This is a genomic window from Nocardioides antri, from assembly GCF_008373765.1.
Taxonomy (GTDB): domain Bacteria; phylum Actinomycetota; class Actinomycetes; order Propionibacteriales; family Nocardioidaceae; genus Nocardioides; species Nocardioides antri.
The window spans coordinates 1-22,731 of sequence record NZ_VUJW01000016.1 but is presented as its reverse complement, the minus strand read 5'-3'; the positions used below and the strand labels follow the sequence as shown (position 1 = coordinate 22,731).

The window sequence follows — 22,731 nt, the reverse complement described above, 5'->3', positions numbered from 1 at the left end:
AAGCATCGGTGGCAGAGGAGCTCGTCGATCGCGAGGTGGCGTCGGAGCAGGCCTTCGTGGACCGGGTGTACCTGCAGCTCGAGCGGGCCGGGAAGGCCGCGCAGCAGCTGGCCAAGGAGGGCCACTCCCGCGGGCGGCTCGGTCACGAGGGCGGTCTCGTCGAGCGTGACGCGATGGTCTTCCAGGCCGCGAAGCGGATCGCGCAGCTCGACGCCGCCCACGAGGGACTGGTGTTCGGGCGCCTCGACATGACCGACGCCGTCGACCCGCAGCCGCGGTACGTCGGCCGGATCGGCCTGCGCGACGACAACCACGACTCGATGCTCATCGACTGGCGGGCGCCCGCCGCCGCCGTCTTCTACCAGGCCACCGCCGCCGAGCCGCGCGAGGTGATCCGGCGCCGCGTCCTGCGCTGCACGGGTCCCCGGGTCGTCGGCGTCGAGGACGAGCTGCTCGACGCCGAGGCCCACTCCGACGCCGAGGCCGCCGGCCGGGACCTGCCGATCGTCGGCGAGGGTGCGCTGATGGCACAGCTGTCCCGGGCTCGCGACCGGTCGATGCACTCGATCGTCGCGACCATCCAGGCCGAGCAGGACAAGGCGATCCGGGCTCCCGGCAAGGGCGTCGTCTCCATCTCGGGCGGCCCGGGCACGGGCAAGACGGTCGTCGCACTGCACCGCGCGGCGTACCTCCTCTACAACGACCGCCGCCGCTACGAGTCCGGCGGCGTGCTCATCGTCGGCCCGTCCGGCGTCTTCATGCGCTACATCGAGCGGGTGCTGCCGTCGCTCGGCGAGACCGCGGTCGCCCTGCGCTCCCTCGGCGAGGTCGTCGACGGCGTCCGCGCCACCCGCCACGACGAGCCGGCCGTCGCCGACGTGAAGGGCTCGGAGCGGATGGCCGAGGTCGTGCGGCGGGCCGCGCGCCAGCAGGCGCCCGGGAGCCCGACGGAGTTCCGGGTCTTCTGGCGCGACGACCGGATCGTGCTCGACCGCGGTGCGCTCGGCCGGGTCCGCCGTCACCTGATGTCGCAGGGCCGCCGCAACAAGCAGCTCCCGCGGGTGTCCGCCGCGCTGCTCGACGCGATGTGGCGCCAGGTCCGCGGCGAGCGCGGTCGCGAGGAGGGCCGGGAGAAGTTCGACGACGAGATGCTCTCGCGCGACGACTTCCTCGACTTCGCGCTCGCCTGGTGGCCGCCGCTCGACGCACCGACGGTGCTGTCGTGGATGCGCGACCCCGAGTTCCTCGCCCGGGTGGCCGAGGGTGTGCTGTCGACCGAGGAGCAGCGGCTGCTGCTGAAGTCGTGGGTCTCGACAGGCTCGACCACCGGGACAGCGCCGACCAGTGACCTCTCCATCGAGGACGTGCCGCTGCTCGACGAGCTGCGCTACGCGCTGGGCGACGTGCCGCAGAAGGCCGACGACGAGCGGGACGACCCGCTCGCGCTCATCGAGGGCGCCGTCGACATCCAGGAGCTGATGACCGCCGCCGACCGGGAGTACGCCCCGTCCGGCCGTGCCTGGGCGCCGCCGACCCACAGCATCGATGACGACGGCTTCGCGCACGTGCTCATCGACGAGGCGCAGGACCTGACCCCGATGCAGTGGCGGATGGTCGGCCGGCGCGGTCGCACCGCCTCCTGGACGATCGTCGGCGACCCGGCCCAGTCGTCCTGGCCCGCCCCTGAGGAGGCAGCCGCCGCCCGCGCAGCTGCGCTGGAGGGCAAGCAGTCGCACGACTTCCACCTGTCGACGAACTACCGCAACTCCGCGGAGATCTACGACTTCGCCGCGGCGTACGCCGGGCGGGTCGGTCTCGACGCGGACCTGCCGGACGCCGTACGCCGCACCGGCGTGCCGCCGACGGAGATAGTCGCGGCCGACGGCGCCGACTTGGAGGCGACGACCCGCGAGGTCGTCGTCGACATCGCCCGCCAGGTCGCCGGCACGGTGGGCATCGTCGTGCCCGCCGCGCGGCGCTCGGAGGTCAACGCGTGGCTGGCCTCGTGGCCCGAGCTGGCTGACGACGCGAAGGGCGCGCGCGCCGCGATCGACTCGGCCGTCCCGCCGCCCGGCGACGATCGGGTGGTCGTCCTCACCGGCCTCGACACCAAGGGCCTCGAGTTCGACGGCATCATCGTGGTGCGGCCGGACGAGATCGAGGCCGAGTCAGCGACCGGCCGCGCGACGCTCTACGTCGTACTCACCCGCGCGACGCAGCTGCTCACCACGATCAGCTGAGCCGGGTCTCGCGCAGCAGCACGAGGACCGCGAGCACCCGGCGGTTGACGTCGTCGGACGGGTAGAGCTCGAGCTTGCGGAAGATGTTGCCGCAGACGGTCTCGACCGTCTTGGCGGCGAGGTAGAGCTCGGCCGCGATCGCGGCGTTGGAGAGGCCCTCCGCGATCAGGCGGAGCACCTCGAGCTCCCGCCGTGAGAGCCGGTCGAGCCGACGCGCGGACCCCGGTGCCCGCGCGTCGATGGCGACCGTCGTCACGGCAGGATCGGGCCGCCGCGGAACCTGCGGCTCCGGCGCGGGGTCGGGACCAGCGAGGCGCCGGTCAGGGCGAACACCTGGGCGCCGGCACCGGACGGAACCTCGCTCGCCTTGCGGAGGATGGCGAGCACGCCGGCCTGGGTGCGCCGCAGCTGGGCGTAGGTGTCGTGGAGGACGTCCTCGCCGGTGCGGACGTCGAGCTGGGCCTCGCACGTGCGGTTCCAGCGGGCACGGAGCGCCTTGAGGAGGCCCTCGGGGCTGCCGAAGTACGGCGCCCACTCGTCGCGCCAGGGCAGCGCCCCGGACATGTCGGCCGCGGCGACCGCCTCGACCTCTCGGATGATGCGGGTCCGCTCGTGAGTCTCTTGCCAGGTCATTGCTGAGTCCTTCCGGGGGAGCGGTGGGGAGTCACCGCTGCGTTGACGGAAGGAGGAGGGCTCGGCCCGTCCGCCTGATACACGAAATCTGGACGTATCACGGGCACTGTCCCGACGCTCCTCTTTGCGGGACGATGCACCTGATGGACACGACGGAGCCGCTCGCGAAGCTCGTCCCCGCGGCGCGGGAGGGGGACGCACATGCCTGGGACGCCATCGTCGACCGGTTCCTGCCACTGGTGGGGGCGATCATCCGACGGCACCGACTGTCGGAGGCGGACGGCGACGACGTCAGCCAGACGGTGTGGCTCCGCCTCGTCGAGCACCTCGGCGCGCTGCGCGAGCCGGACGCCCTCCCGGGCTGGATCCGTACGACGACGCGCAACGAGTGCCTGCGCGTCCTCGCCGCGCGCGGCAGGATGCGCCCCATCGACCCGCTCGAGGGCGGCGGCCTCGACGCCGTGGCGCACGACGTCGCCGACGAGGAGCTGCTCGCCGCCGAGCGCCGGCACGCGCTTCGCGAGGCCCTCGTCGAGCTCCCTGCTGGTCGGCGCGACCTGCTCCTGCTCCTGCTCGCCGACCCACCCGTCGGCTACGAGGAGATCAGCGCCCGGCTCGGCATCCCGATCGGCAGCATCGGCCCGACCCGCGCCCGTGCGCTCGACCAGCTGCGGAGGACCAGCGCCCTGCGCGGCCTCGGCCCCGACCCGGTGGGAGGTGTCGTATGAGTGAGCGCAACGACGACGAGCTGATGGCCGAGCTCGCCGCTGCCGTCGCCGAGGAGGCGGAGGTGTCCGACCGCCGCCGCGCCGCGGCGCGCGCCGCGTTCACCTGGCGCACCGTCGACGCCGAGCTGGCCGAGCTGCTCCACGACTCCGCCCTGGACGCCGGTGCCGCCGTCCGCTCCGGTGGTGACGCCCCGCGGATGCTCTCGTTCCGCCGCGCCGCGGTCACGTTGGAGGTCGAGGTCGACGGCGACGTCGTACTCGGTGAGGTCATCGACGAGCACACCGACGACTCCGGTCCCGCCACGGTGACCTTGCAGCGCCCCGACTCCGAGGACCGCACCGTGGAAGCGGACGCCTCGGGGTTCTTCCGGTTCGACTCGGTCGGCGCCGGCTCGGTGCGCTTCGTCGTCGCTCGCGCCGGCTGGTCGCTCACCACCCCGTGGGCGACGATCTAGGCGCACCGCGGGCAGCGTGTGAGCTCGCCCCTCCAGCCGTGCCGGCGCAGGATCCGCCCGATCCAGTACGCCGTCTCGCACTGGCCGCCGAACACCAGCCCGTAGGTCACCCGGGCGGTGACCGCGTCGGTGGTCGCGAGCTCCGCCAGGTCCCGGCGTGCGTCGACGTCCCAGGCCTGCGGGTTGTCGTGGATCGCCCGGCCGTCGAGCTCCACGACGACGCCGTACTGCTCGTAACGGACGTCCTGGTCGGTCCGCTGCCCCGTCGCGGTGCTCGATCTCTGTCGCGACCCGCGTGGGAGGCCGTGCGGTCGCTCGACGCGGTGCAGGTAGCCGCGCTCGAGGACCGAGCAGGCGCCCGTACGACGGTCCGCCAGCAGGTCGCTGATGAGCGCGCGACCCGGGACCCGGGACCGTCTGGCGAGGGACCTCTCGACCCGCTCGGCACTGGTCGTGGCGAAACAGGCGTGGGTGAGCGCTGCGAAGGCGCCTGCGACGTCGTCGTCCTTGATGCGCTGCGACATCACGTCGATGACCGCCTCCGCCACCCGCAGCCTCGGCGGTGCAGCCCGCCAGTCCACGCGCTCTTGAAGGAGGGTCATCGGGTGGAGCCGGGTGCCCGGCAGCGGGATGAGCCACCCACTCCCGCTGCCGCCAGGTCAGGGGGCCGGTGTGGTCGACGTACACCCCGCGGTGCGCGACCGTCAGGTCCCGCCGCCGCACCATCCGCTCAATGTCGTTGTCGGTGAGACCTTGCTCGAGGAGCTGGCGACGCGCGATGACGCCGCACTGTACGGCGAATGGGAACTCCAGGTGGCGCTGGTTGACGCGGGACATGGGGGTCCCGTCGCCATCGTCGTCGCCGGTTACACCTGCCCCCGCGCGCCCTGTGAAAACAAGCGGAGCATTGAAGTGCTTAGGGTGTGCTTCGTCGGCGAATAGTGCCGGCGCACCGCACCCTCAGCGCGTTTCAGAGGGGGCCGATGAGAGGTGTGCCGTCAGGGCCCGCTGGGGCAGCGGTGCTGAGCTCCTGCCAGGCTCTCCACGGCTCGACCAGATTGCCGGTCGCGCTCATGTGGGCCGCGATCGCACCGGCAACGATCGGCGTCGCGAACGATGTGCCGCTCCAGCGGGCCAGGCCGTCGAATTGGCGCACGTCGGGAGCTCCGGTGACCGGGTCCTTGTTCTCGGGGTAGTGGCAGGTGTAGGTGCCCTTCGGGAACGCGTTGACCAGGTCCCGCCCCCGGGCGTAGGCCTTGACCCATTTTCCGTAGTTGGAGAAGTCGGACCGCTTGCCGTCGGGGTCGACCGAGCCGACGCCGATCACCCAGGGATACGCGGCGGGGTAGAACTCGTCGTCGGTCTCGTCGTTGCCGGCAGCCGCCACCACAATCGTCTTGACACCGTCGTCGAGGCCCTTGTGCGCCGCCAGGATCTCAAGACCGAGCAGACCCATGTTGTTCCGGGTGTGGGTTCCGGCAGAGATGCTGACGATCTGCGGAAGGTCATTGTCGTGCAGCGCTTCCTGCAGCTGCTCACAGATCTGCGACTCGTAGACAGCGCCGCCATGGGTCAATGCGCCCTCGATCTCCACCCGGGCCTTCGGTGCTACGCACTTGACGACGCCCGCCACGAAGGTGCCGTGTCCGGCGTACTCGTGGATCGTGGACCCGGCGAGGACCTCCTCGTCCTCCGGATCGGAGGTCACGTCCGAGATCCAGTCGGTCGCGGGGTGCGTTGCTGCGGCCTTCCACCAGCCGGTGTCGACGACCGCGACTCGCACTTCTGCCCCCGCTGACTCGTCGGTCGCACGGGGAGGGACGGGATCGAGCCCCCGCGGTACCTCGGGCTCGGTCTCGGGGCACAGCTTCCCGACCGCCGTGACGTAGAGGACGTGATCGGGTGCCGCGAGCGGCTCGCGCCGTTCGGCCCGCTCCGGAAAGGCCTCGTCGATGTCGTCGAGGGTCGCCAGGACATCGTCAGCGCCGTCCCTGCGCACCGGGACCTCGACGACCACCAGCTTCCCCGGGACCGGTTCGCTGACGCGCCTGGGCTCTCCCTCGAACATCTCGTGCCGGTCGGGGTCGGTGAAGAACCTGGTGAGGGCCTCGAAGTCATCGCCGTCTCGGACCAACAGCCGGCGCGGGTGGTACAAGTACTTCACGTCGGCGTCGTCCTCAGCGCGACGAGGACCTTCCGGTCCGGCCACGGCGACGTCGTCTCCGAATGCTTTGGCGAATGCCTTCCTGATGACGTCGACCTGCGCGCGTGCGCGGTCTCGGGCGAGGCGGTCCTGGTCCGGCGCGGTGATCGGTGGCTTGATCGGGGGCCAGGGGAAGCGACGCCGAATCTTCGAGAGGAGATCGCGAAGGGAGAAGCTCGGGCGGGGGGAGTCACTCATGGTGCACCTCGACGAGAGCAGGGTGGGGGATCATGCGCGGGCCGAGTCTCCCGAGCGGCGCTAACGTAGTCCTGCCCGAAGACGCCCGTAAACAGGGGAAACCCCGAGAACCCTCGAGGCGGCGATGCAGGATCTGTTGGACCTGGCGATCGAAGATCCTGATCGCGGGCGTCGCGAGGCGGAGATCATCCTGGCCGGCGGTCCTGACGACCTCACCCGGTCGTACGCCCACCAGTGTCTCGGTATCGCCCTTCGGGAGAAGGGGCGGACGGAGGAGGCGATCGCCGAGCTTCGACGAGGAATCCGGGCCGCTCGCGCATCCGGCTCCGCGGACCGGGAGCGAGACATCCGTGCGACCTACGGCGGGACCTTGGCCTACGCAGGACGGACCCGGGCTGCGCTCAAAGCGCTCGACAAGGCCCTCGACGGCGCAGGGGGTGAGGTTGGGGCGACGATCAGAATGCGCAAGGCCGGGGTGCTCGCGTTGCTCGGCCGGCACGACGATGCCGTTCCGGAGATGCGCGCAGCGCTCGAGGATGTCGTCGATCTGAAGAACCAGCACTGGGAGGCACGGACGAGGACCTGGCTCAGCCACCTCGAGCTCCGACTGGGTCGGCTCGACGCGGCGGAGGTCGAGGCACGCAGGGCGGCAGAGATCTTCACAGCGCTCGGCAGCACGTTGGAGTGGTTGACCGCGCTTGAGAACCTGGCCGAGATCGCGATCGCACGGGGCGACCTCGTCAGCGGGCTCTCCCGCTACGCAGATGTCGCAGACGGCTACCGCAAGGTCGAGCAGCCCATGAGGTTCGTCGCCGTCGTGGGCCACGCCACGGCGTATCTGGCAGTCGGACTAGCGGAGGAGGCCGCCGCGCTCCTGGAGACCACCGTCGATCGAGAGAGGCTGCCGGTGCTGGAGCAGGCGGAGTTCGACCTGCTCCGGGCGGCGGCACTTCTGGCTGCTGGCGATGCAGAGCGTGCGCGCGCTGTCGCCGAGGACGCGACCGTGTCCCTGCGCCGTCAGCAGCGCCGGTGGTACCGCCTTCGGGCACAGCTCGTCGGCATCCAAGCCAGGTATGCCCTCGATGACCGCTCGGGACTCGGGAGGGGAGCGGCAGCTGTTGCGCGATCCCTCGATGACGAACGCGCTGACGAGGCCCCTGTCGCACTCGTGCTCGCGGGACGAGTCGCGGCCGCCGAGAATCGCCGGCAGCTGTTGGGGCGGGCACTGGCATATCGCGATCGCGCGAACGGCGTGGTGCGGGCGAGCGCATGGCTGGCGGGAGCGCTGGAGTGCGAGGACCGCCACGACCGGGGCGGCCTGCTTCGCGCGTGCACGGCCGGTCTCGACGCCATCGACGAGCACCGGCGGCTGATGGGGAGCTCGGAGCTCAGGGCGCTCGCGACGACCCACGGCAAGGAACTGACGGAGGTCGCGCTCCGGCATGCGGCCCACGACCCGCGGACGCTCCTCCGGTGGAGCGAGCGGACCAGGGCCACCGCCCTCGCGCAGCCGCCGGCCACGAGTGACGCGGCCACCATCCCCGCCTCGCTCGCCGCGCTTCGCGACAACGGACGCCGTCTGGCCGAGGCGCGGCAGGCGGGGGAGCCGACGGAGGAGCTGGAGAAGGAGCGGCTCCGCCTCGAAAGAGCCGTGCGCACCGAGCACCACACCCAGGCGGCGGCCGATTCCGACCCGCAGCGGCCGGCGTCGGCCGAGGAGATCGTCGCAGGTGTCGGCGAGGGGTGCCTGGTCGAGCTGGTCGACGTCGACGGGGTGCTGCACGTGCTGGTCGTCCACGACGGCAGGGTCCGGCGCAAGGTCGCCGGCACCACCGCCGAGGTGGCCGACCTGCTCGGCCCCGCCGGGATGCTCCTCCGGCGAGCGTCCCGCGGCCGTCCCGCCAGCACCGCCGACCTCGGCCGCCGCCTGCAGGAGGCGATCCTCGGCGACGCCGCGCGCCTCATCCCCGACGGCCCGGTCACGCTCGCACCGACAGCACGCTTGCACGGCCTGGCCTGGTCGCTGCTCCCGACTCTCCAGGACCGGCCGTTCGGGGTCGTCCCGTCGGCAGGGCAGTGGCTCCGCGCCAAGTCGGTACGACGACCGCGCCGGCGCCGTACCCTCCTCGTGGCCGGACCCGGCCTGGAGTCGGGCGGAGCGGAGGTGCCGGTCCTGGCCGAGCGCCACCCGGACGCGGTTCTCCTCGACGGTGCCGGCGCCACGCTCGCCGCCGTCCTCGAGCAGCTCGACGGGGCCGACCTCGCCCACCTCGCCACCCACGGCAGGTTCCGGGCCGACAGCCCGCTCTTCTCGTCGCTCGACCTCGCCGACGGCCCGCTCACGGTGCACGACCTGGAGCGGCTGCGGCGCGCGCCGTACCGGATGGTGCTCTCCGCTTGCGAGTCCGGCGTGCTCGCTCCCGTCGGCGCCCAGGAGCTGCTCGGCCTCGCGGCCGCGCTGTTCTCGATCGGCACCGCGGGCCTGGTCAGCAGCGTCGCCGAGGTCAACGACGCCGCCACCGCGGACCTGATGGTCGGGCTTCACGACGCGCTCGGTCAGGGCAGGGACCCGGCCACCGCGCTGCGGGACGTCCGGCGCGCCGCGGCCGACGACCCCGTCGCCACCGGCACCGCCGCAGCGTTCGTCGCTCTCGGTGTCTAGGACCCGGGCCTCGCCTCGTGCCCGTCGCGGCCGTGGGTCCGCCGGCCCTCCTTCAGCTCCGCCTCGTAGAGGTGGCGCCGGCCTTCGACGAGGGCGTCGCGCGCGATCTTCTCGAGCGACTTGAAGAGCGTGTAGTAGCCGTCGTCGTACTCCTCGACGATCTGGAACGTCCACCGTCCCTCCAGCACGTTGCGGCCGACCAGCTCGCGCTCGAAGCGGTCGGCCAGGTCGCTGTGGCCCGCTTCGCGCAGCTGCCGGACGCCCTTGCCGAGGGTGAAGTCGGCGGTGCCGGACAGCCGGTGGAACGTGTAGAGGTGGCCGCGGGCGATCTCCACCGCCTCCAGCGCTTCGGAGATGTTGCCGAGCGCCTCGACGGTGAGGTCGTCGGTGCCGTCCGGCCGGGTGTGGTCCTCGCTGGGTCCCATGATCCCTTCCAGGTTCTGGTCGATGTTCTGGTCGATGTCGTCGTCCTACCAGCCTGTCGTCCGCCAGCAGGCGTTGGTGCGCACTGCGAGGTCGTCGACCACGGCGGCGATGCTGCCGCCGCTGCGCTCGTACGCCGCCCGCTGGCGGCTCGCCCCTCCGCCCGCGAGCACCCGCTCCAGCGCCTCCTTGACGAACGCCATGTCACCGCACGCCTCGAGCGGCTCGCGCACGGTCTCGATGAGCAGCCCCAGCACGTCGCGCGCGTGGGTGAGCTCGATGGTCGTCGGGTTCAGGAGCCGGTCGGACAGCCCGAACCGGGCGGCACGCCACTTCGCCGCCTGCAGCAGCTCCACCCGCCAGGCCGGCCTGCGCGCGACGTCTGCATCCGTGTCCGCGATCGCCATCACCAGGGCCCGCACCAGTGCGGCGATCAGCACGGCGTCGTCGGGGTCGGCGCACACGTCCGCCACCCGCACCTCCACCGTAGGGTTGTCCACCGACAGCCGCGCGTCGAAGTAGAGCATGCCGCGGTCGTGGGCGGCCCCCGACGCGATCATCTGGTCACTCACCTCGCGGTAGCCCGCGAGCGAGCCGAACGGCGCCGTCGGGCCGGCGGTCGGCCACTGCGCCCACAGCAGCGAGCGCCAGGACTCGTAGTGCGTGTCCCTGCTCTGGGCGTACGGCGAGTTCCCGCTGATGGCCAGCACCACCGGGAGCCACGGCGCCAGGGCGTCGATCACGGCGACCCCCTGCTCGTCGGAGTCGACGTGCACGTGCACGTGCATGCCGCAGATCCCGCCGGTGCGGGCGACCTCGCCGTACCTCGCGAGCATGGCGAGATACCGGTCGTCGCGGGTCACCTGAGGGTCACCGCTCGCCATCGGGCTCGTCCCCGCCGCCACCGTGACGACGTCGGCGCGTTCCGCGGCCTCACCGGCGGCGCGGCGCTGCCGCACCAGGTGCGCGCGCAGCTCGCCGAGGTCCGCGGCAGGAGGGGTCCGGGTCTCGAGCTGGTGGCGGAACAGCTCCTTGTCGAGGTCCTCCTCCGAGCTGACCGGATGGCCGGTGGGCCGTTTGAGCACGCGTTGGGACCGCGGCGAGACCTTGCCGGTCGCAGGATCGACGAGCAGCAGCTCTTCCTCGACACCGATCGTCCGTGGTTCCACGGCTGCGAGGTACCCACGGGGGCACGGCCTGAGCCGCTTAGGCTTCACCCATGAGTCAGCCCCCCACCTCAGCCCGGGACGCCATCACGGCCATCCAGGGACACGAGGCGTGGGCCATCATCCGGCGCTCGACCCGGGCGGGCGACCGCGACACGGTCGGGCTGCTCGGCGGCCGGCGCTGGGTCGCCGACTCGATCATGGACATCCCGCTCGAGGAGGGCGCGCCGCCGCCAGGGCGGCTGTGCGACCGGCTGGTCGCCGTACCCTTCCGCCAGGTGGCCGAGCGCGGCTTCGAGGCGCACGACGACGGCACGCCGCTGGTCGTGGTGGACGTCGAGACCGAGCACGAGTTCTCGGTCGCCGACGTCGTCGACGCGATCGACGACGGCGACATCGAGCTCGCCGACCGGGGCGGCTTCGACGTCGACGACACCGACTACGCGAAGGTCGTCGACGCGATCATCAAGGACGAGATCGGGCAGGGCGAGGGAGCCAACCTGGTCGTCGGCCGCCACTACCGCGCGGTCGTCGCGGACTGGGGACCCGACAAGGCGCTGAGCGTCTTCCGCAGGCTCCTCGAGCGCGAGCGCGGCGCCTACTGGACGTTCCTGTTCTTCACCGGCGACCGCTACCTCGTCGGCGCCAGCCCCGAGCGCCACGTCAGCGTCCACGGCGGCGACGTGCGGATGAACCCGATCTCCGGGACCTTCCGGGTGCGTCCTCCCGAGGGCGACGACCGCCGGATCGAGACCCGGCTGGCGGAGTTCCTCCGCGACGAGAAGGAGATCTACGAGCTCTTCATGGTCGTCGACGAGGAGCTCAAGATGATGTGCGACATCTGCCACGAGGGCGGCCAGGTGCTCGGGCCGTTCCTCAAGCCGATGACGCACCTGATCCACACCGAGTACCTCCTCGCCGGTCGCAGCCGGCGGGACGTCCGCGAGATCCTGCGGGACACGATGTACGCCGCCACGGTGACCGGGTCGCCGGTGGAGAACGCGTGCCGGCTGATCAAGCAGTACGAGCCGGAGGGCCGGGGCTACTACGGCGCCGCGCTCGCCGTGATCGGCCGCGACGAGGACGGGCTGCCGGTCATCGACAGCCCGATCGTGATCCGCACCGCCGACGTCGACCTCGACGGCCGGCTGAAGGTGACCGCCGGCGCGACACTGGTCCGCGACTCCGACCCGGCCTACGAGGTCGCCGAGACGCACGCCAAGGCAGGCGGCATCCTGTCCGCCTTCGGCCTGGTGCCGCCCGCGCCGGAGCACGGCGTCGACCTGGCGGCGCTCGCGGCCGACGAGGACGTGCTGATCTCGCTCAACTCCCGCAACCGCCGGCTGAGCGGCTTCTGGCTGACCGACCAGGCCGGCACGCCGCCGGACCCGCGGCTGGCCGGCAAGAGCGTGGTGATCCTCGACGGCGAGGACGCGTTCGTGAACATGCTGCGCCACCTGCTCGCGGTGATGGGCATGAGCTCTGCCGTCGTACGCCACGAGGACTACGAGCCCGGCTGCCTCGACGGCTACGACCTGGTCATCGTCGGCCCGGGACCTGGCGACCCACGCGACGACCAGGACCCGAAGATGGCTGCGCTCCGGCACGCGGTCGGGTCGCTGCTGGAGCAGGAGCGGCCGTTCCTCGCGGTGTGCCTGGGCCACCAGGCGCTGTGCCACGAGCTCGGGATCCCGCTGGGCTACAAGGACATCGTCTTCCAGGGCACCCAGTCCGAGGTCGTCGCCAACGGTCGGCGTGAGCGGGTGGGGTTCTACAACACGTTCGTGGGCAGGGCCGGCGAGGGGACCCCGCTCCCCGAGGGAGTCACCGTCGAGTGCGACCCGGAGTCGGGCGACGTCAACGCGCTGGCCGGCCCGCACTACCGCGGGGTCCAGTTCCACGCCGAGTCGATCCTCACCGAGCGTGGCTGGGACATCGTCCACGACCTGGTCTCCGCCGTGCTCCTGCCCGACGGCTGAGGATGGGCCGCGCGCCTGACGTCGTCGTGGTCGACCACCACGACTCCTACACGCACAACCTCGTCCACCTGGTCGCCGGCGTGACGGGGGTGCTGCCGACGGTCGTGCAGCACGACGAGTGCGAGCCGGGCGAGGTGCTGCGGCACGAGTACGTCGTGCTGTCGCCCGGCCCGGGACATCCCGCGGAGGAGCGGGACTTCTCGGTCGGCCGGGAGGTGCTGATCGACGGCCGCCGTCCGGTGCTCGGGGTGTGCCTCGGGATGCAGGGAATGGTGACGACGTACGGCGGCGTCGTGGACCGTTCCGTCCCTGCTCACGGCCTGGTGGCGCGGATCAGCCACGACGGCGCCGGCCTGTTCCGCGGCCTGCCGCAGGACTTCGTCGCCGTGCGGTACCACTCGCTCGCCGCGCGGCTGATGCCCGACGTGCTCACGGTGACCGCCACGGCCGGAGGCGAGATCATGGGCGTGCGGCACGTCGACCTGCCCCAGGAGGGGGTGCAGTTCCACCCCGAGTCGATCCTGACCGAGCACGGCGCCGCGATGGTCACCAACTTCCTGGAGAGTGCATGAGCACCCGCGCCGACGCCGCCGAGGCCTTCGCCGAGGTCGCCGCACTGCACCACCGCTGCGTGTGGCTCGACGGCGGCGGCGCCCGCGAGTGGTCGCGCCAGCGCTCGATCATCGGCTGGCTCGACGACGACGACGTGTCGCTGACCTACGACGCCGCCCGGCGCGAGGTCACCCGCCACGTCGGCGGCTCGTCGGTCGTGGTCGGCGACGACCCGTTCGTCGTACTCGAGGCCGAGCTCGCCGCCGGCTCCGCCTCCGACCAGTGGTTCGGCTACTTCGGCTACGCCTCCCGCCCGGACCTCCCCGCCCGCCCCGACCCCGACCTCCCCGACGCGATCTGGATGCGTCCCTCCCACATCCGCCTGTTCGAGCACCCGGAGGTGGTTTCGAGGCTCGGCGCTGGCGCACCTCGCACCTCAACCACCGGGCCGTCGGTGGTTGAGGTGCGACGAGCGCAGCGAGGAGCCTCGAAACCACCCCTCGACTACGAGCGGGCCTTCGACACGGTTCAGGAGCACCTGCATGCGGGTAACTCGTACGAGGTGAACCTGACGCACCGGCTGCGGGTGGAGAGCGAGACGAACCCGGCGGCGGCGTACCTCCGGCTGAGGAGCCTCAACCCGGCTCCCTATGCGGGGTTCCTCCAGCACCGGGTGCCGGGACGGCCGGAGGCGGACGGGTGGCTGCTGAGCTCGTCGCCGGAGCGGTACGCGCTCGTGACGGCGGACCGGGTCCTGGAGACCAAGCCGATCAAGGGCACGACGGCGCGGGGTACGACGCCAGCCGAGGACGAGGCGGCGCGCGAGCGCTTGGCGACCGACCCGAAGTTCCGGGCCGAGAACCTGATGATCGTCGACCTCCTCCGCAACGACCTGTCCCAGGTCTGCGAGGTCGGCAGCGTCGAGGTGCCGGTGCTGATGGACGTCGAGTCCTACGCGTCGGTCCACCAGCTGGTGTCGACGGTCCGCGGCCGGCTGCGCGACGACGTCACCACGGTCGGGGCCCTGCGTGCGCTCTTCCCGGCCGGGTCGATGACCGGCGCCCCGAAGCTGCGGACGATGCAGATCATCGAGTCGGTCGAGGCCACGCCGCGGGGTGCGTACGCCGGTGCGTTCGGCTGGGTCTCCGGCGACGGCCGGGCTGACCTCGGCGTCGTGATTCGGAGCCTGCTGACCGCGGGCGGGGACTACGTGCTTGGCACTGGCGGGGGGATCACCGTCGACTCCGACGTGGCGGAGGAGTACGCCGAGACCCGGTGGAAGGCCGAGCGGCTGCTGCAGGCGCTGGTCACCTAGTCGCCGGCGCCGGACTTCTCGGCGTGGGCGGCGATCCGGGCCAGCACCTTCTCCACCCCGGCGACGATCCGGTCCTGCTCGAACGGCGGCGGTGCGACGACCTCGACCTGCTGGATCAGGTCGCCGTTCTCGACGAACCCGTCGACGTAGAGCTGCCGCTTGACCACCGCGACGACCACGCGCGCGTCGTCGGCGTCGGCGATGTCGGGCTGGGAGACGTTCGCGTCGTCGGGCTGGCCCATGGTCTCCCAGAGGTCGGCGAGGGACCCGGAGAACAGCGAGTAGTTGGCAGTCACCAGCGGCTGGCCCGACTCCTTGTCCGGCGCGAAGCGACACACCGGCTCCGCCGGCTCGCCGTCGTTCTCCTCGGCCACGGTGCCGAAGGTCTTCTCGATGAACGCCGCGTCGAGCGCGTCGCAGGGGTTCCACAGCGCCGGCGTCTCGTCCGGGAGGTCCGGCTTCGCGCCGACGTCCTCACCGTCACCGCAACCGGCGAGCAGCAGGGGGACCACGGCGGCAGCTGCCCACCGCCTTGGTTTCGAGGCTCCTCGCTGCGCTCGTCGCACCTCAACCAGCGGCGGCCTACGCATCCACGCTCTCCGTTCCCGGCAGCTTGAGCACCAGCCGCGCTCCACCGCCCACGTTCTCCGTCGCCTGCACCGACCCCGCGTGCCGGTCGGCCACCTGGCGGACGATCGCCAGGCCGAGGCCCGAGCCCGGCAGGGTGCGCGAGTCGGCGGACCGCCAGAACCTATCGAAGATCCGGGCACGCTCCTCCTCCGGGATGCCCGGGCCCTCGTCGTCGACGGTCAGCACGCCGTCGCTCAGCCGGACGGTGACGTGGCCGCCGTCGGGGCTCCACTTGGCGGCGTTGTCGAGCAGGTTGGTGACCGCGCGCTCGAGCGCGGGCGCCTCCCCGACCACCCACCAGGGGCGGGTGAAGACCTCGAACGTGATGTCGGGGGCGCGGCGGCGTACCCGCTCGACGGCGTGGTCGACCACGTCGGCGAGGTCCACCGGCTCCACCGTGGGCGCCACCGGCTCGTCGCGGGCGAGCTCGGTCAGGTCGCCGATGAGCGTGGTCAGCTCCTCGATCTGGGCGCGGATGTCCTCCATCAGCTCGGCCCGCGCCTCCGCCGGCAGTGAAGCCGCGTCGCCGCCGGACATGGTGAGCAGGTCGATGTTGGTGCGGAGCGAGGTGAGCGGGGTGCGCAGCTCGTGGCTCGCGTCGGCGACCAGCTGCCGCTGGCGGACGCGCGAGGCGTCGAGCGCGGTCAGCATGAGGTTGAACGCCTTCGCCAGCCGCGCGACCTCGTCGTCGCCCTCGACCGGCAGCGGGGCCAGGTCCTCGGTCCGGGCGATCCGCTCGACCGCGGTGGTCAGCCGCCGGACCGGCCGCAGGCCGTTGCTGGCGACGAGCCAGCCCGCCATGCCGGCGACGAGCACGCCGAGGCCGCCGAACGCGATGGTCACCCAGCCGAGCCGGGAGAGGATCCGGTCCTGGTCCTCCAGCGGCTGCGCGATCACCAGCGCGATCCCCGGCTGCTGCGTGGGTACGGCGACCACCCGGTGCCGCTCCCCGGCGATGTGGATCGTGCGGATGCTGTAGCTGCTCTCGCCCTGCGCGACGGCGAGCTCCTCCTGCCCCAGCTTGATCGGCGGCTCGCCCTCGTCGAGGCTCCGGCCGCGCCCGTTCTCGCGGAGGAACGCGATGCGCACGTCCGCCGCCCCGAGGGCCCAGGCCTCGTCGAACCCGCGCTCGTAGGCCACGAGCAGCGTGTCCGAGCTGGCCGCCGCCTTCGCCCGGTCGTGGAGCGAGCTGTCGAGGCTCTGCTGCATCTGGATCCGGGTGGTCACGTAGGCACCCACGGCGACCAGGGCGACCGCCAGCCCGACGGTCATGGTCGTCAGCAGGATCACCCGGCTGGCCAGCGACCGCCGGTAGTGCCAGCGGCCGTCGGGGCCGGGCCCGACCGCGAGGCCGGTGCCGGCCCAGAACGTGCTCATGACGAGCTCACGACTCGCGCAGGACGTACCCGACACCGCGCACGGTGTGGATCAGCCGCGGCTCGTCGCCGGACTCGGTCTTGCGGCGCAGGTAGCCGACGTAGACCTCGAGGGAGTTCGCGGTCGTGGGGAAGTCGTAGCCCCAGACCTCCTCGAGGATGAAGCTGCGCTCGAGCACCCGCCGCGGCCGGCGCAGGAACATCTCGAGCAGCGTGAACTCGGTGCGGGTCAGCTCGATCGGGCGCTCGCCGCGGGTGACCTCGCGGGTCGTCACGTTCATCGTGAGGTCGGAGAAGGTGAGCACCTCCTCCTCGTCGCCGTCCTCGTGCGGCGTCACCCGGCGCAGCAGCGCGCGGAGCCGCGCCAGCAGCTCCTGCAGGGCGAACGGCTTCGTCAGGTAGTCGTCCGCGCCGGCGTCCAGCCCCTCCACCCGGTCGCCGACAGCGTCGCGGGCGGTGAGGACCAGGATCGGCACGTCGTTGCCGGCCGCCCGCAGCGCGCGTGTCGCCTCGAGGCCGTCCAGGCGCGGCATCATCACGTCCATCACGACCACGTCCGGTGCGATCGCGCCGATGCCCGCCAGCGCCTCCGCGCCGTCACCGGCCAGGTGGACGTCGTACCCGTTGAACTGGAGGGACCGCCGCAGCGACTCCCGCACCGCCCGGTCGTCGTCGACCACGAGGACGCGCGGGAGGTGGGCCGGACGCTGGGACACCCCCCCATGATGCCCAAGGTGGCTGAGCGCCGCCTGAGAGCGTCAGAGGTAGCGCGCGGCGACCTTCGCCGCGCGGGCGCCGTAGCCGCCGCCGAACAGGCAGGCGTGGACGACGAGCGGGAAGAGCTGGTGGATGCCGAGCCGCTCCTGCCAGTCGTCGTCGAGGGGCGCGACCTCGTCGTACGCCGCCATCACCTGGGGCAGCTGCGGCAGGCCGAAGAGGGTCAGCATGGCGAGGTCGACCTCGCGGTGCCCGCCGTACGCCGCCGGGTCGATGACGACGACCTGGTCGCCCTGGCTCCACAGCACGTTGCCGTTCCACAGGTCGCCGTGCAGCCGGGCGGGCGGCTCGTCGGGGACGATCTCGCCGACCCGCGCCGCGGCGCGCTCGATGAGGTCGGCGTCGTCGGCCGCGACGAGCCCCTTGTCGCGGGCGACCCGGAGGTAGGGCGTGATCCGCCGCTCGACGTAGAACTCCGCCCAGGTGGGGAGCGGCTGGTTGCCCAGCGGCAGCCGGCCGATGTAGCCGTCGGCGTCAGCGCCGTACGACGCCGCGCCGCTGAGGTGCGTGCGGGCCAGCGCGCGGCCGAACGACGCGGCCGCGTCGGCTCCGGGCCGGCTGGTCTCGACCCAGGCGAGGATCAGGCAGTCGCCGTCGACCCCGAGCACCTCGGGCGTCGCGACCCCGTCGTCCACCTCGGCCAGCCACCGCAGGCCGGCGGCCTCGCGCTCGAAGAACGACGGCGGGGCTTGGGGGAGGGTCTTGAGGAAGGCGGTGCGGCCGTTAGACAGCCGCAGCTTGACGGCGCTGGCCACGTCGCCGCCAGCCACCGGCGCGGTCGAGATCACCGACGTGCCGAGCAGCTGCTCCGCCCGTCCCGCGACCGCCGGTTGCCGCGCCATCGTGACCCCTTACTCGCGCACGGGACTGCTCAGGCCTGGCCCTTGAGCGCGCGCGGGATCTCGCGGCCCTGCTCGATCGCCTTCTCGGGCGCCTTGACCTGCTTGAGCTTCTTGATCCCGATCAGCGCGAAGAGCAAGGCGACCAGCAGCCAGAAGCCGGCCACGATCAGGAACGCCCAGTGCAGGCTGAGGCCCTCGCCGTTCCAGTTGATGAAGTAGCCGGCCGCCACCGACAGGATGATCACGAAGAGCACCAGGAAGAAGGCGGCGGCGAGCAGCAGCACAGTGCCGAAGCCACCGGCCGTCACGCTCACCTTCAGCTCGGACTTCGCGAGCTGGATCTCCTTGCGCATCAGGGTGGAGAAGTCGGTCTGGGCGTCCTTGACCAGACGCCCGATCGTGGGCTCTTCGTTGCGCATGTCGACGGCCATGTGAACGACCCTATCGAAGCCGCTCCCGACGGCCACTAGGATCTCAGTCAGGTGAGCCGGGAAGTCTGGTCGGCGTGATGCCAGCGACCCTTGACCCCGAGCGATGCGAGGTAGCCCCGCCGTGACCGACTCACCGCCCCCTCGATCCACGGCACCCGACGGCTCCGCCGACCTCTGGTCCGCCGGACCGGTGCTCTCGGAGAGCGACCGCGCGCTCGGGCGCTTCGTCGCGCGGCCGCTGCGGGAGTTCCTGCGGGTGGAGTCGGCGGGCTCGGTGCTCCTGCTCGTGGCCGCGGCCGCCGCGCTGCTCTGGGCGAACTCGCCGTGGTCGTCGTCGTACTTCGACTTCTGGCACCTGCACCTCGGCGTCGAGATCGGCGGCTTCCACGTCGAGGAGACCCTGCAGCACTGGGTCAACGACGCGCTGATGGTGATCTTCTTCTTCGTCGTCGGGCTGGAGATCAAGCACGAGCTGGTCGCCGGCGACCTCCGCGACCCACGCACCGCCGCGCTGCCGATCGTCGCGGCGATCGGCGGGATGGTCGTGCCGGCCGGGCTCTATGCGGTCGTCGCCGGTGGGGGCGACGCGGCGACCGGCTGGGGCATCCCGATGGCGACCGACATCGCGTTCGCGGTCGGTGTCCTCGGCATCCTGGGCCGGCGGATCCCCTCGGCCGCGCGGTTGTTCCTGCTGACCCTCGCGATCGTCGACGACATCGGTGCGATCGTGGTGATCGCCGTCTTCTACACCGCCGACCTCGACCTGGTCTGGCTCGCGGTGGCGCTCGGGCTCCTCGCCGTCGTGGTCGTGATGCGGCTGCTGCGGATCTGGGTGGTGCCGGCGTACGTCGTCGTCGGGTTCGGCGTCTGGTTCGCGCTGCTCGAGTCCGGCGTCCACGCGACGCTCGCCGGCGTCGCGCTGGGGCTGCTGACCCCGGCGTCGGCGCTGCTCAGGGAGGACGTCGCGCGGGAGTACGCCCTGCGGGCACTGCACGACCGCAGCCTGGACCCGGAGGAGCTCGCCAACCTGCGGTTCCTGCTCGCCGAGTCGGTGCCGATGGTCGAGCGGCTGCAGCGGCAGCTCCACCCGGCGTCGGCCTACGTCGTGCTGCCGGTCTTCGCCCTCGCCAACGCCGGTGTCGCCCTGGGTGGTGGCGTGCTCGGTGAGGCGGTCACCTCGTCGGTCGCGCTCGGCATCGGCGCCGGCCTGGTGCTCGGCAAGCCCGTCGGCATCGTGCTCGCCTGCGTCATCGCCGTGCGGCTCGGCATCGGCCGGATGCCCGACCGCACGACGTGGCGCCAGGTCGTCGGCGTCGGCTTCGTCGCCGGCATCGGGTTCACGGTGTCGCTCTTCATCGCCGGGCTGTCGTTCCCCGACGCGCCGGGGCTGGCCGAGGACGCGAAGGTCGGCATCCTGCTGGCATCGGCGGTCGCTGCGGCGGCGGGAGTCGTCGTCCTCTCCCTCACCGGCCGGCCGGCGCCGTCCCGGCAGGAGTAGCCGAGCCGGTCAGTGCTCGCGGAACAGCGCCACGTCGAGGACGTGCGCTCCCCGGCGCGCCTTCGCGGCGAGGTAGGCCGCGTTGGCGGGCGACAGGTGCACCGCCGTCGGGACCCGCTCGGCGACGGCGATGCCGGCGGCGGTGAGCTGCGCGGCCTTGTCGGGGTTGTTGGTGAGCAGCCGCAGCCGGTCGATGCCGAGGGTCCGGAGCATCTGCGCCGCGGCGGAGTAGTCGCGCTCGTCGGCGTCGTGCCCGAGCGCGACGTTGGCCTGGTAGGTGTCGAGGCCGGAGTCCTGCAGCGTGTAGGCGTCGAGCTTCTCGTAGAGCCCGATCCCGCGTCCCTCCTGCCGGAGGTAGAGCAGGTAGCCGCCGGCGTCGGTGATCCGATCGATCGCCTCGTGCAGCTGTGGTCCGCAGTCGCAGCGCTCGCTGCCGAGCACGTCGCCGGTGAGGCACTCGCTGTGGAGGCGCACCAGGGGAGCGGTCGAGGACGGTACGTCGTGCACGGGGGCCGCGTAGGAGCCGAGCCCGATGGCCAGGTGCTCCCGGCCGTCCACCAGGCCGTCGAAGGTGAACACCCGCGCCGTCGTCGCGACGTCCGCGACCTGCATCGGGATGGTGAGCTCGGCGCGGATCGAGGCGGCGGGCAGGTCCATGGCGGTCACGCCTCCTCGAACCGGTCGGACAGTGCGTAGCGGATCAGCACCACGTCGCCGATCGGCCGGGTCTCGACCAGACGCGCGCGATGGTCCGAGCACCACGGGAACCGGCCGTCGTCGACGAACCGACGGGCGCGGGAGTCGCCGACGAAGAACGGCGCGACCACGAGCTGGAGCTCGTCGGCGAGCCCGTCGGTGAGGAACTGCGTGTGCACGGTCCCGCCGCCCTCGACCATCAGCCGCCGGACCCCGCGGTCGTGGAGGTCCTCGCCGACCCGCCGCATCCGCCGGTCCGGGCGCCCGGCGTCGACGACGGTGGCGAGCGGGCCGAGCCGGGCCCGGGTCGCGCGGACGACGTCGGTGTCGCAGTAGACGAGCTTCTCGCCGTCCCCGGCGGTGAAGAAGTTGCACCGCGGGTCGAGGTCGCCGCGGGCGGTGACCGTCACCTTCGCCGGCGAGTCCGGGAGACCGGCTGCTGCCCGCTCGCGGCGCCGGTGCGCCTCCCGCACGAGCAGGCGCGGGTTGTCCTTGCGGACGGTCGCCGCCCCGACCAGGATCGCGTCGGAGCCGGCCCGCACCTCGTCGACCCGGTCGAAGTCGGCGTCGTTGGAGAGCAGCAGCCGCCGGTCGGTGGCGCCGCCGAGGTAGCCGTCGAGGGACATGCTGCAGCTCAGCAGCGTGTAGGGACGCTCAGCCATGGGCGACCACCTCCGCAGGTTCGGGTGCCCGCACCCCGCGCGGCACGAGGGTGAGCAGGCCGGGCAGCGTGGCGAGCAGCGAGACGACGCCGTAGACGACGGCGACGCTGATCCCGGTCGCGGCGCCGAGGCCGGCGGCGGCGAAGAGCCAGGCCGTCGCACCCTCCCGCGGCCCCCAGCCGGCGACGTTGAGCGGCAGCGCCGAGACGAGGAGGACCACCAGGGCGAGGGCGACGAGGTGCGCGAGGGAGATCGTCACCCCGGCGCTGCGGGCGGCCACGACGAACACGACCGCGTGGCCGAGCGCGGCCAGGACCGAGGCGAGCACGACCCGCGGCCACACGCGCCAGCCGCCCCGCACGCCGTGCACGGCGCGGAGGTCAGCGGCTAGCACGCGGCGTACCCGCGGGGGCACGACCACGGCCGCCACGAGCACGACGCCCAGGACCGCGAGCAGGAGCCATCCGACGTCCGCGCGCACCGCGGCAGGCAGCAGGAGGACGGCCGCCGCGGCGAGACCGGCCTGGACGACCTGCCCGGCGGCGCGGTCCCACACGACGGAGCGGAGCCCGCGGCCCAGCGCCCCGGTCGTCCGACCGTGGTCGAGGCCGCGGTGCAGGTCGCCGAGGACCCCGCCCGGCAGGGTCGCGTTGAGGAGCTGGGACCGGTAGTAGAGGCGGTACGCCGTCCGCACGGGGACTGCCACGTCGAGCCCCTTCGACAGCAGGCTCCAGCGCCACGCGCAGCACCAGGTCGTGCCCGCCGTCACCACGAGCGCGACCAGGATCGCGGTCGCGTCGGTGTGGCGGACACCGTCGACGAAGGGGTCCGCACCGAGCTGGACGACCAGCACGGCGAGGATCGCCGCCCCACCGAGCAGTCGCGCCCAGGGGGAGGCCAACAGGTCGACGGCGCCTGCGTTCATCGTCGCCGCGGGGTGGCAGTGGAGGACACGGACGAGGGACCCGGCGTGGACAGCGCCTCCTGCAGGGCAGTGGCGACCCGACGGGCGGTGGTGGTCCAGTCGACGAGCGTCGCCCGGCGGGCGGCGGCCGCACGGCGGAGCCGCTCGCGCGTGGTGTGGTTGCGCAGCCACCGTCGGAGCTCGACGGCGAGCTGCTCGGGGTCGTCCGGCGGCACCAGTACGCCGGGCCGGCTGCCGTCGGCGGTCCGGCCGACGGCCTCCCCGTGGCCCCCGACGTCGCTGACCAGCACGGGGATGCCGCGGGCGAGCGCCTCGGTGGGGGCCATGCCGTAGGGCTCGC

24 protein-coding genes are annotated in these 22,731 nt (G+C 72.6%); 9 read left to right on the top strand and 15 right to left on the bottom strand.

Translation table 11 applies throughout. The annotated features are described in order from the left end of the window. Nucleotides 1-8: 8 nt before the first annotated feature. Nucleotides 9-2,240, top strand: a complete 2,232-nt coding sequence (locus F0U47_RS19980) for a HelD family protein (RefSeq protein WP_149752255.1) — start codon at nucleotides 9-11, stop codon at nucleotides 2,238-2,240. Here the strand turns inward: F0U47_RS19980 and F0U47_RS21920 are convergent. Both F0U47_RS21920 and F0U47_RS21915 read right to left on the bottom strand, forming a co-directional pair. Next, the gene (locus F0U47_RS21920; protein ID WP_246159715.1) at nucleotides 2,233-2,496 is read right to left on the bottom strand and encodes a response regulator transcription factor; all 264 of its coding nucleotides are present in this window, start codon (nucleotides 2,494-2,496) and stop codon (nucleotides 2,233-2,235) included. The genes F0U47_RS19980 and F0U47_RS21920 overlap by 8 nt on opposite strands. Then, a complete protein-coding gene (locus F0U47_RS21915; protein WP_246159714.1) occupies nucleotides 2,493-2,873 on the bottom strand; it encodes a hypothetical protein in 381 nt (126 codons plus the stop codon). Before F0U47_RS21915 ends, F0U47_RS21920 begins: the two co-directional genes overlap by 4 nt. A gap of 143 nt (nucleotides 2,874-3,016) precedes the next feature. On the opposite strand from F0U47_RS21915, the gene F0U47_RS19970 reads away from it, so the two are divergent. Together F0U47_RS19970 and F0U47_RS19965 are read left to right on the top strand one after the other, a co-directional pair. Further along, the gene (locus F0U47_RS19970; protein WP_149752253.1) at nucleotides 3,017-3,601 is read left to right on the top strand and encodes an RNA polymerase sigma factor; all 585 of its coding nucleotides are present in this window, start codon (nucleotides 3,017-3,019) and stop codon (nucleotides 3,599-3,601) included. Beyond that, nucleotides 3,598-4,056, top strand: a complete 459-nt coding sequence (locus tag F0U47_RS19965) for a hypothetical protein (protein ID WP_149752252.1) — start codon at nucleotides 3,598-3,600, stop codon at nucleotides 4,054-4,056. Before F0U47_RS19970 ends, F0U47_RS19965 begins: the two co-directional genes overlap by 4 nt. Here the strand turns inward: F0U47_RS19965 and F0U47_RS19960 are convergent. Beyond that, nucleotides 4,053-4,658 (bottom strand): hypothetical protein, encoded by a 606-nt coding sequence (locus F0U47_RS19960; RefSeq protein ID WP_223162843.1) that lies wholly within the window; start codon nucleotides 4,656-4,658, stop codon nucleotides 4,053-4,055. The genes F0U47_RS19965 and F0U47_RS19960 overlap by 4 nt on opposite strands. Before the next feature lie 70 nt (nucleotides 4,659-4,728). On the opposite strand from F0U47_RS19960, the gene F0U47_RS21385 reads away from it, so the two are divergent. After that, a complete protein-coding gene (locus F0U47_RS21385) occupies nucleotides 4,729-4,998 on the top strand; it encodes a hypothetical protein (protein ID WP_188111445.1) in 270 nt (89 codons plus the stop codon). Nucleotides 4,999-5,026: 28 nt separating this feature from the next. Here the strand turns inward: F0U47_RS21385 and F0U47_RS19955 are convergent, their stop codons facing one another. After that, the gene (locus tag F0U47_RS19955; RefSeq protein WP_149752251.1) at nucleotides 5,027-6,457 is read right to left on the bottom strand and encodes a S8 family serine peptidase; all 1,431 of its coding nucleotides are present in this window, start codon (nucleotides 6,455-6,457) and stop codon (nucleotides 5,027-5,029) included. A gap of 124 nt (nucleotides 6,458-6,581) precedes the next feature. Between F0U47_RS19955 and F0U47_RS19950 the strand changes: the two genes are divergently transcribed. Further along, a complete protein-coding gene (locus tag F0U47_RS19950; RefSeq protein WP_149752250.1) occupies nucleotides 6,582-9,119 on the top strand; it encodes a CHAT domain-containing protein in 2,538 nt (845 codons plus the stop codon). On the opposite strand, the gene F0U47_RS19945 is transcribed toward F0U47_RS19950, so the two are convergent. Both F0U47_RS19945 and F0U47_RS19940 read right to left on the bottom strand, forming a co-directional pair. Further along, on the bottom strand, nucleotides 9,116-9,544 hold the full coding sequence (locus F0U47_RS19945; protein WP_149752249.1) for a hypothetical protein: 429 nt from the start codon (nucleotides 9,542-9,544) through the stop codon (nucleotides 9,116-9,118). The genes F0U47_RS19950 and F0U47_RS19945 overlap by 4 nt on opposite strands. 45 nt (nucleotides 9,545-9,589) lie before the next feature. Next, the gene (locus F0U47_RS19940; protein WP_149752248.1) at nucleotides 9,590-10,711 is read right to left on the bottom strand and encodes a carboxylate-amine ligase; all 1,122 of its coding nucleotides are present in this window, start codon (nucleotides 10,709-10,711) and stop codon (nucleotides 9,590-9,592) included. Nucleotides 10,712-10,761: 50 nt separating this feature from the next. On the opposite strand from F0U47_RS19940, the gene F0U47_RS19935 reads away from it, so the two are divergent. Genes F0U47_RS19935 through F0U47_RS19925 form a run of 3 tightly spaced genes read left to right on the top strand, consistent with a single transcriptional unit; the run spans nucleotide 10,762 to nucleotide 14,554 of the window. Then, nucleotides 10,762-12,687, top strand: coding sequence for a chorismate-binding protein (locus tag F0U47_RS19935; protein ID WP_149752247.1), 1,926 nt, complete (start codon nucleotides 10,762-10,764; stop codon nucleotides 12,685-12,687). A 2-nt stretch (nucleotides 12,688-12,689) separates the two neighbouring features. Beyond that, nucleotides 12,690-13,259, top strand: a complete 570-nt coding sequence (locus F0U47_RS19930) for an anthranilate synthase component II (protein WP_149752246.1) — start codon at nucleotides 12,690-12,692, stop codon at nucleotides 13,257-13,259. Further along, a complete protein-coding gene (locus tag F0U47_RS19925; protein WP_149752245.1) occupies nucleotides 13,256-14,554 on the top strand; it encodes an anthranilate synthase component I family protein in 1,299 nt (432 codons plus the stop codon). Before F0U47_RS19930 ends, F0U47_RS19925 begins: the two co-directional genes overlap by 4 nt. Here the strand turns inward: F0U47_RS19925 and F0U47_RS19920 are convergent. The 5 genes from F0U47_RS19920 to F0U47_RS19900 all read right to left on the bottom strand — a co-directional run bounded on the left by F0U47_RS19920 (nucleotide 14,551) and on the right by F0U47_RS19900 (nucleotide 18,610). Further along, nucleotides 14,551-15,066 (bottom strand): restriction endonuclease subunit S domain-containing protein, encoded by a 516-nt coding sequence (locus F0U47_RS19920; RefSeq protein ID WP_149752244.1) that lies wholly within the window; start codon nucleotides 15,064-15,066, stop codon nucleotides 14,551-14,553. The genes F0U47_RS19925 and F0U47_RS19920 overlap by 4 nt on opposite strands. A gap of 70 nt (nucleotides 15,067-15,136) precedes the next feature. Then, complete coding sequence (locus F0U47_RS19915; protein ID WP_149752243.1) at nucleotides 15,137-16,561, bottom strand: sensor histidine kinase; 1,425 nt, start codon at nucleotides 16,559-16,561, stop codon at nucleotides 15,137-15,139. Between the two features lie 7 nt (nucleotides 16,562-16,568). Beyond that, nucleotides 16,569-17,276 carry a response regulator transcription factor gene (locus F0U47_RS19910; protein ID WP_149752242.1) on the bottom strand — a complete coding sequence of 236 codons (708 nt, stop codon included), beginning with the start codon at nucleotides 17,274-17,276 and terminating at the stop codon, nucleotides 16,569-16,571. 42 nt (nucleotides 17,277-17,318) lie between these two features. After that, nucleotides 17,319-18,179: a fructosamine kinase family protein gene (locus F0U47_RS19905; protein WP_149752241.1), complete on the bottom strand. Its 861-nt coding sequence runs from the start codon at nucleotides 18,177-18,179 to the stop codon at nucleotides 17,319-17,321. Between the two features lie 29 nt (nucleotides 18,180-18,208). Then, nucleotides 18,209-18,610 carry a phage holin family protein gene (locus F0U47_RS19900; protein ID WP_149752240.1) on the bottom strand — a complete coding sequence of 134 codons (402 nt, stop codon included), beginning with the start codon at nucleotides 18,608-18,610 and terminating at the stop codon, nucleotides 18,209-18,211. A gap of 121 nt (nucleotides 18,611-18,731) precedes the next feature. Between F0U47_RS19900 and nhaA the strand changes: the two genes are divergently transcribed. After that, nucleotides 18,732-20,108 (top strand): Na+/H+ antiporter NhaA, encoded by a 1,377-nt coding sequence (nhaA, locus tag F0U47_RS19895; RefSeq protein WP_223162842.1) that lies wholly within the window; start codon nucleotides 18,732-18,734, stop codon nucleotides 20,106-20,108. Nucleotides 20,109-20,117: 9 nt separating this feature from the next. Here nhaA and F0U47_RS19890 read toward each other — a convergent pair whose 3' ends face one another. The 4 genes from F0U47_RS19890 to F0U47_RS19875 form a co-directional block, all read right to left on the bottom strand. Then, nucleotides 20,118-20,765, bottom strand: coding sequence for a GTP cyclohydrolase II (locus F0U47_RS19890; RefSeq protein WP_149752266.1), 648 nt, complete (start codon nucleotides 20,763-20,765; stop codon nucleotides 20,118-20,120). A 5-nt stretch (nucleotides 20,766-20,770) separates the two neighbouring features. After that, nucleotides 20,771-21,466, bottom strand: a complete 696-nt coding sequence (locus F0U47_RS19885) for a RibD family protein (protein WP_149752238.1) — start codon at nucleotides 21,464-21,466, stop codon at nucleotides 20,771-20,773. Continuing rightward, the gene (locus tag F0U47_RS19880) at nucleotides 21,459-22,391 is read right to left on the bottom strand and encodes a lysylphosphatidylglycerol synthase transmembrane domain-containing protein (protein WP_149752237.1); all 933 of its coding nucleotides are present in this window, start codon (nucleotides 22,389-22,391) and stop codon (nucleotides 21,459-21,461) included. The genes F0U47_RS19885 and F0U47_RS19880 overlap by 8 nt, the downstream gene beginning before the upstream one ends. Then, nucleotides 22,388-22,731: glycosyltransferase (locus tag F0U47_RS19875; protein ID WP_149752236.1), on the bottom strand; the 344-nt coding region annotated here is incomplete at its 5' end. The genes F0U47_RS19880 and F0U47_RS19875, both read right to left, overlap by 4 nt.

Coding starts and splice junctions, on each gene's coding strand:
- F0U47_RS21915 (WP_246159714.1), bottom strand. CDS start 2,873: ATGACCTGGCAAGAGACTCACGAGCGGACCCGCATCATCCGAGAGGTC.
- F0U47_RS19970 (WP_149752253.1), top strand. CDS start 3,017: ATGGACACGACGGAGCCGCTCGCGAAGCTCGTCCCCGCGGCGCGGGAG.
- F0U47_RS19965 (WP_149752252.1), top strand. CDS start 3,598: ATGAGTGAGCGCAACGACGACGAGCTGATGGCCGAGCTCGCCGCTGCC.
- F0U47_RS19960 (WP_223162843.1), bottom strand. CDS start 4,658: ATGACCCTCCTTCAAGAGCGCGTGGACTGGCGGGCTGCACCGCCGAGG.
- F0U47_RS19955 (WP_149752251.1), bottom strand. CDS start 6,457: ATGAGTGACTCCCCCCGCCCGAGCTTCTCCCTTCGCGATCTCCTCTCG.
- F0U47_RS19950 (WP_149752250.1), top strand. CDS start 6,582: ATGCAGGATCTGTTGGACCTGGCGATCGAAGATCCTGATCGCGGGCGT.
- F0U47_RS19945 (WP_149752249.1), bottom strand. CDS start 9,544: ATGGGACCCAGCGAGGACCACACCCGGCCGGACGGCACCGACGACCTC.
- F0U47_RS19935 (WP_149752247.1), top strand. CDS start 10,762: ATGAGTCAGCCCCCCACCTCAGCCCGGGACGCCATCACGGCCATCCAG.
- F0U47_RS19930 (WP_149752246.1), top strand. CDS start 12,690: ATGGGCCGCGCGCCTGACGTCGTCGTGGTCGACCACCACGACTCCTAC.
- F0U47_RS19925 (WP_149752245.1), top strand. CDS start 13,256: ATGAGCACCCGCGCCGACGCCGCCGAGGCCTTCGCCGAGGTCGCCGCA.
- F0U47_RS19915 (WP_149752243.1), bottom strand. CDS start 16,561: ATGAGCACGTTCTGGGCCGGCACCGGCCTCGCGGTCGGGCCCGGCCCC.
- F0U47_RS19905 (WP_149752241.1), bottom strand. CDS start 18,179: ATGGCGCGGCAACCGGCGGTCGCGGGACGGGCGGAGCAGCTGCTCGGC.
- F0U47_RS19900 (WP_149752240.1), bottom strand. CDS start 18,610: ATGGCCGTCGACATGCGCAACGAAGAGCCCACGATCGGGCGTCTGGTC.
- F0U47_RS19890 (WP_149752266.1), bottom strand. CDS start 20,765: ATGGACCTGCCCGCCGCCTCGATCCGCGCCGAGCTCACCATCCCGATG.
- F0U47_RS19885 (WP_149752238.1), bottom strand. CDS start 21,466: ATGGCTGAGCGTCCCTACACGCTGCTGAGCTGCAGCATGTCCCTCGAC.
- F0U47_RS19880 (WP_149752237.1), bottom strand. CDS start 22,391: ATGAACGCAGGCGCCGTCGACCTGTTGGCCTCCCCCTGGGCGCGACTG.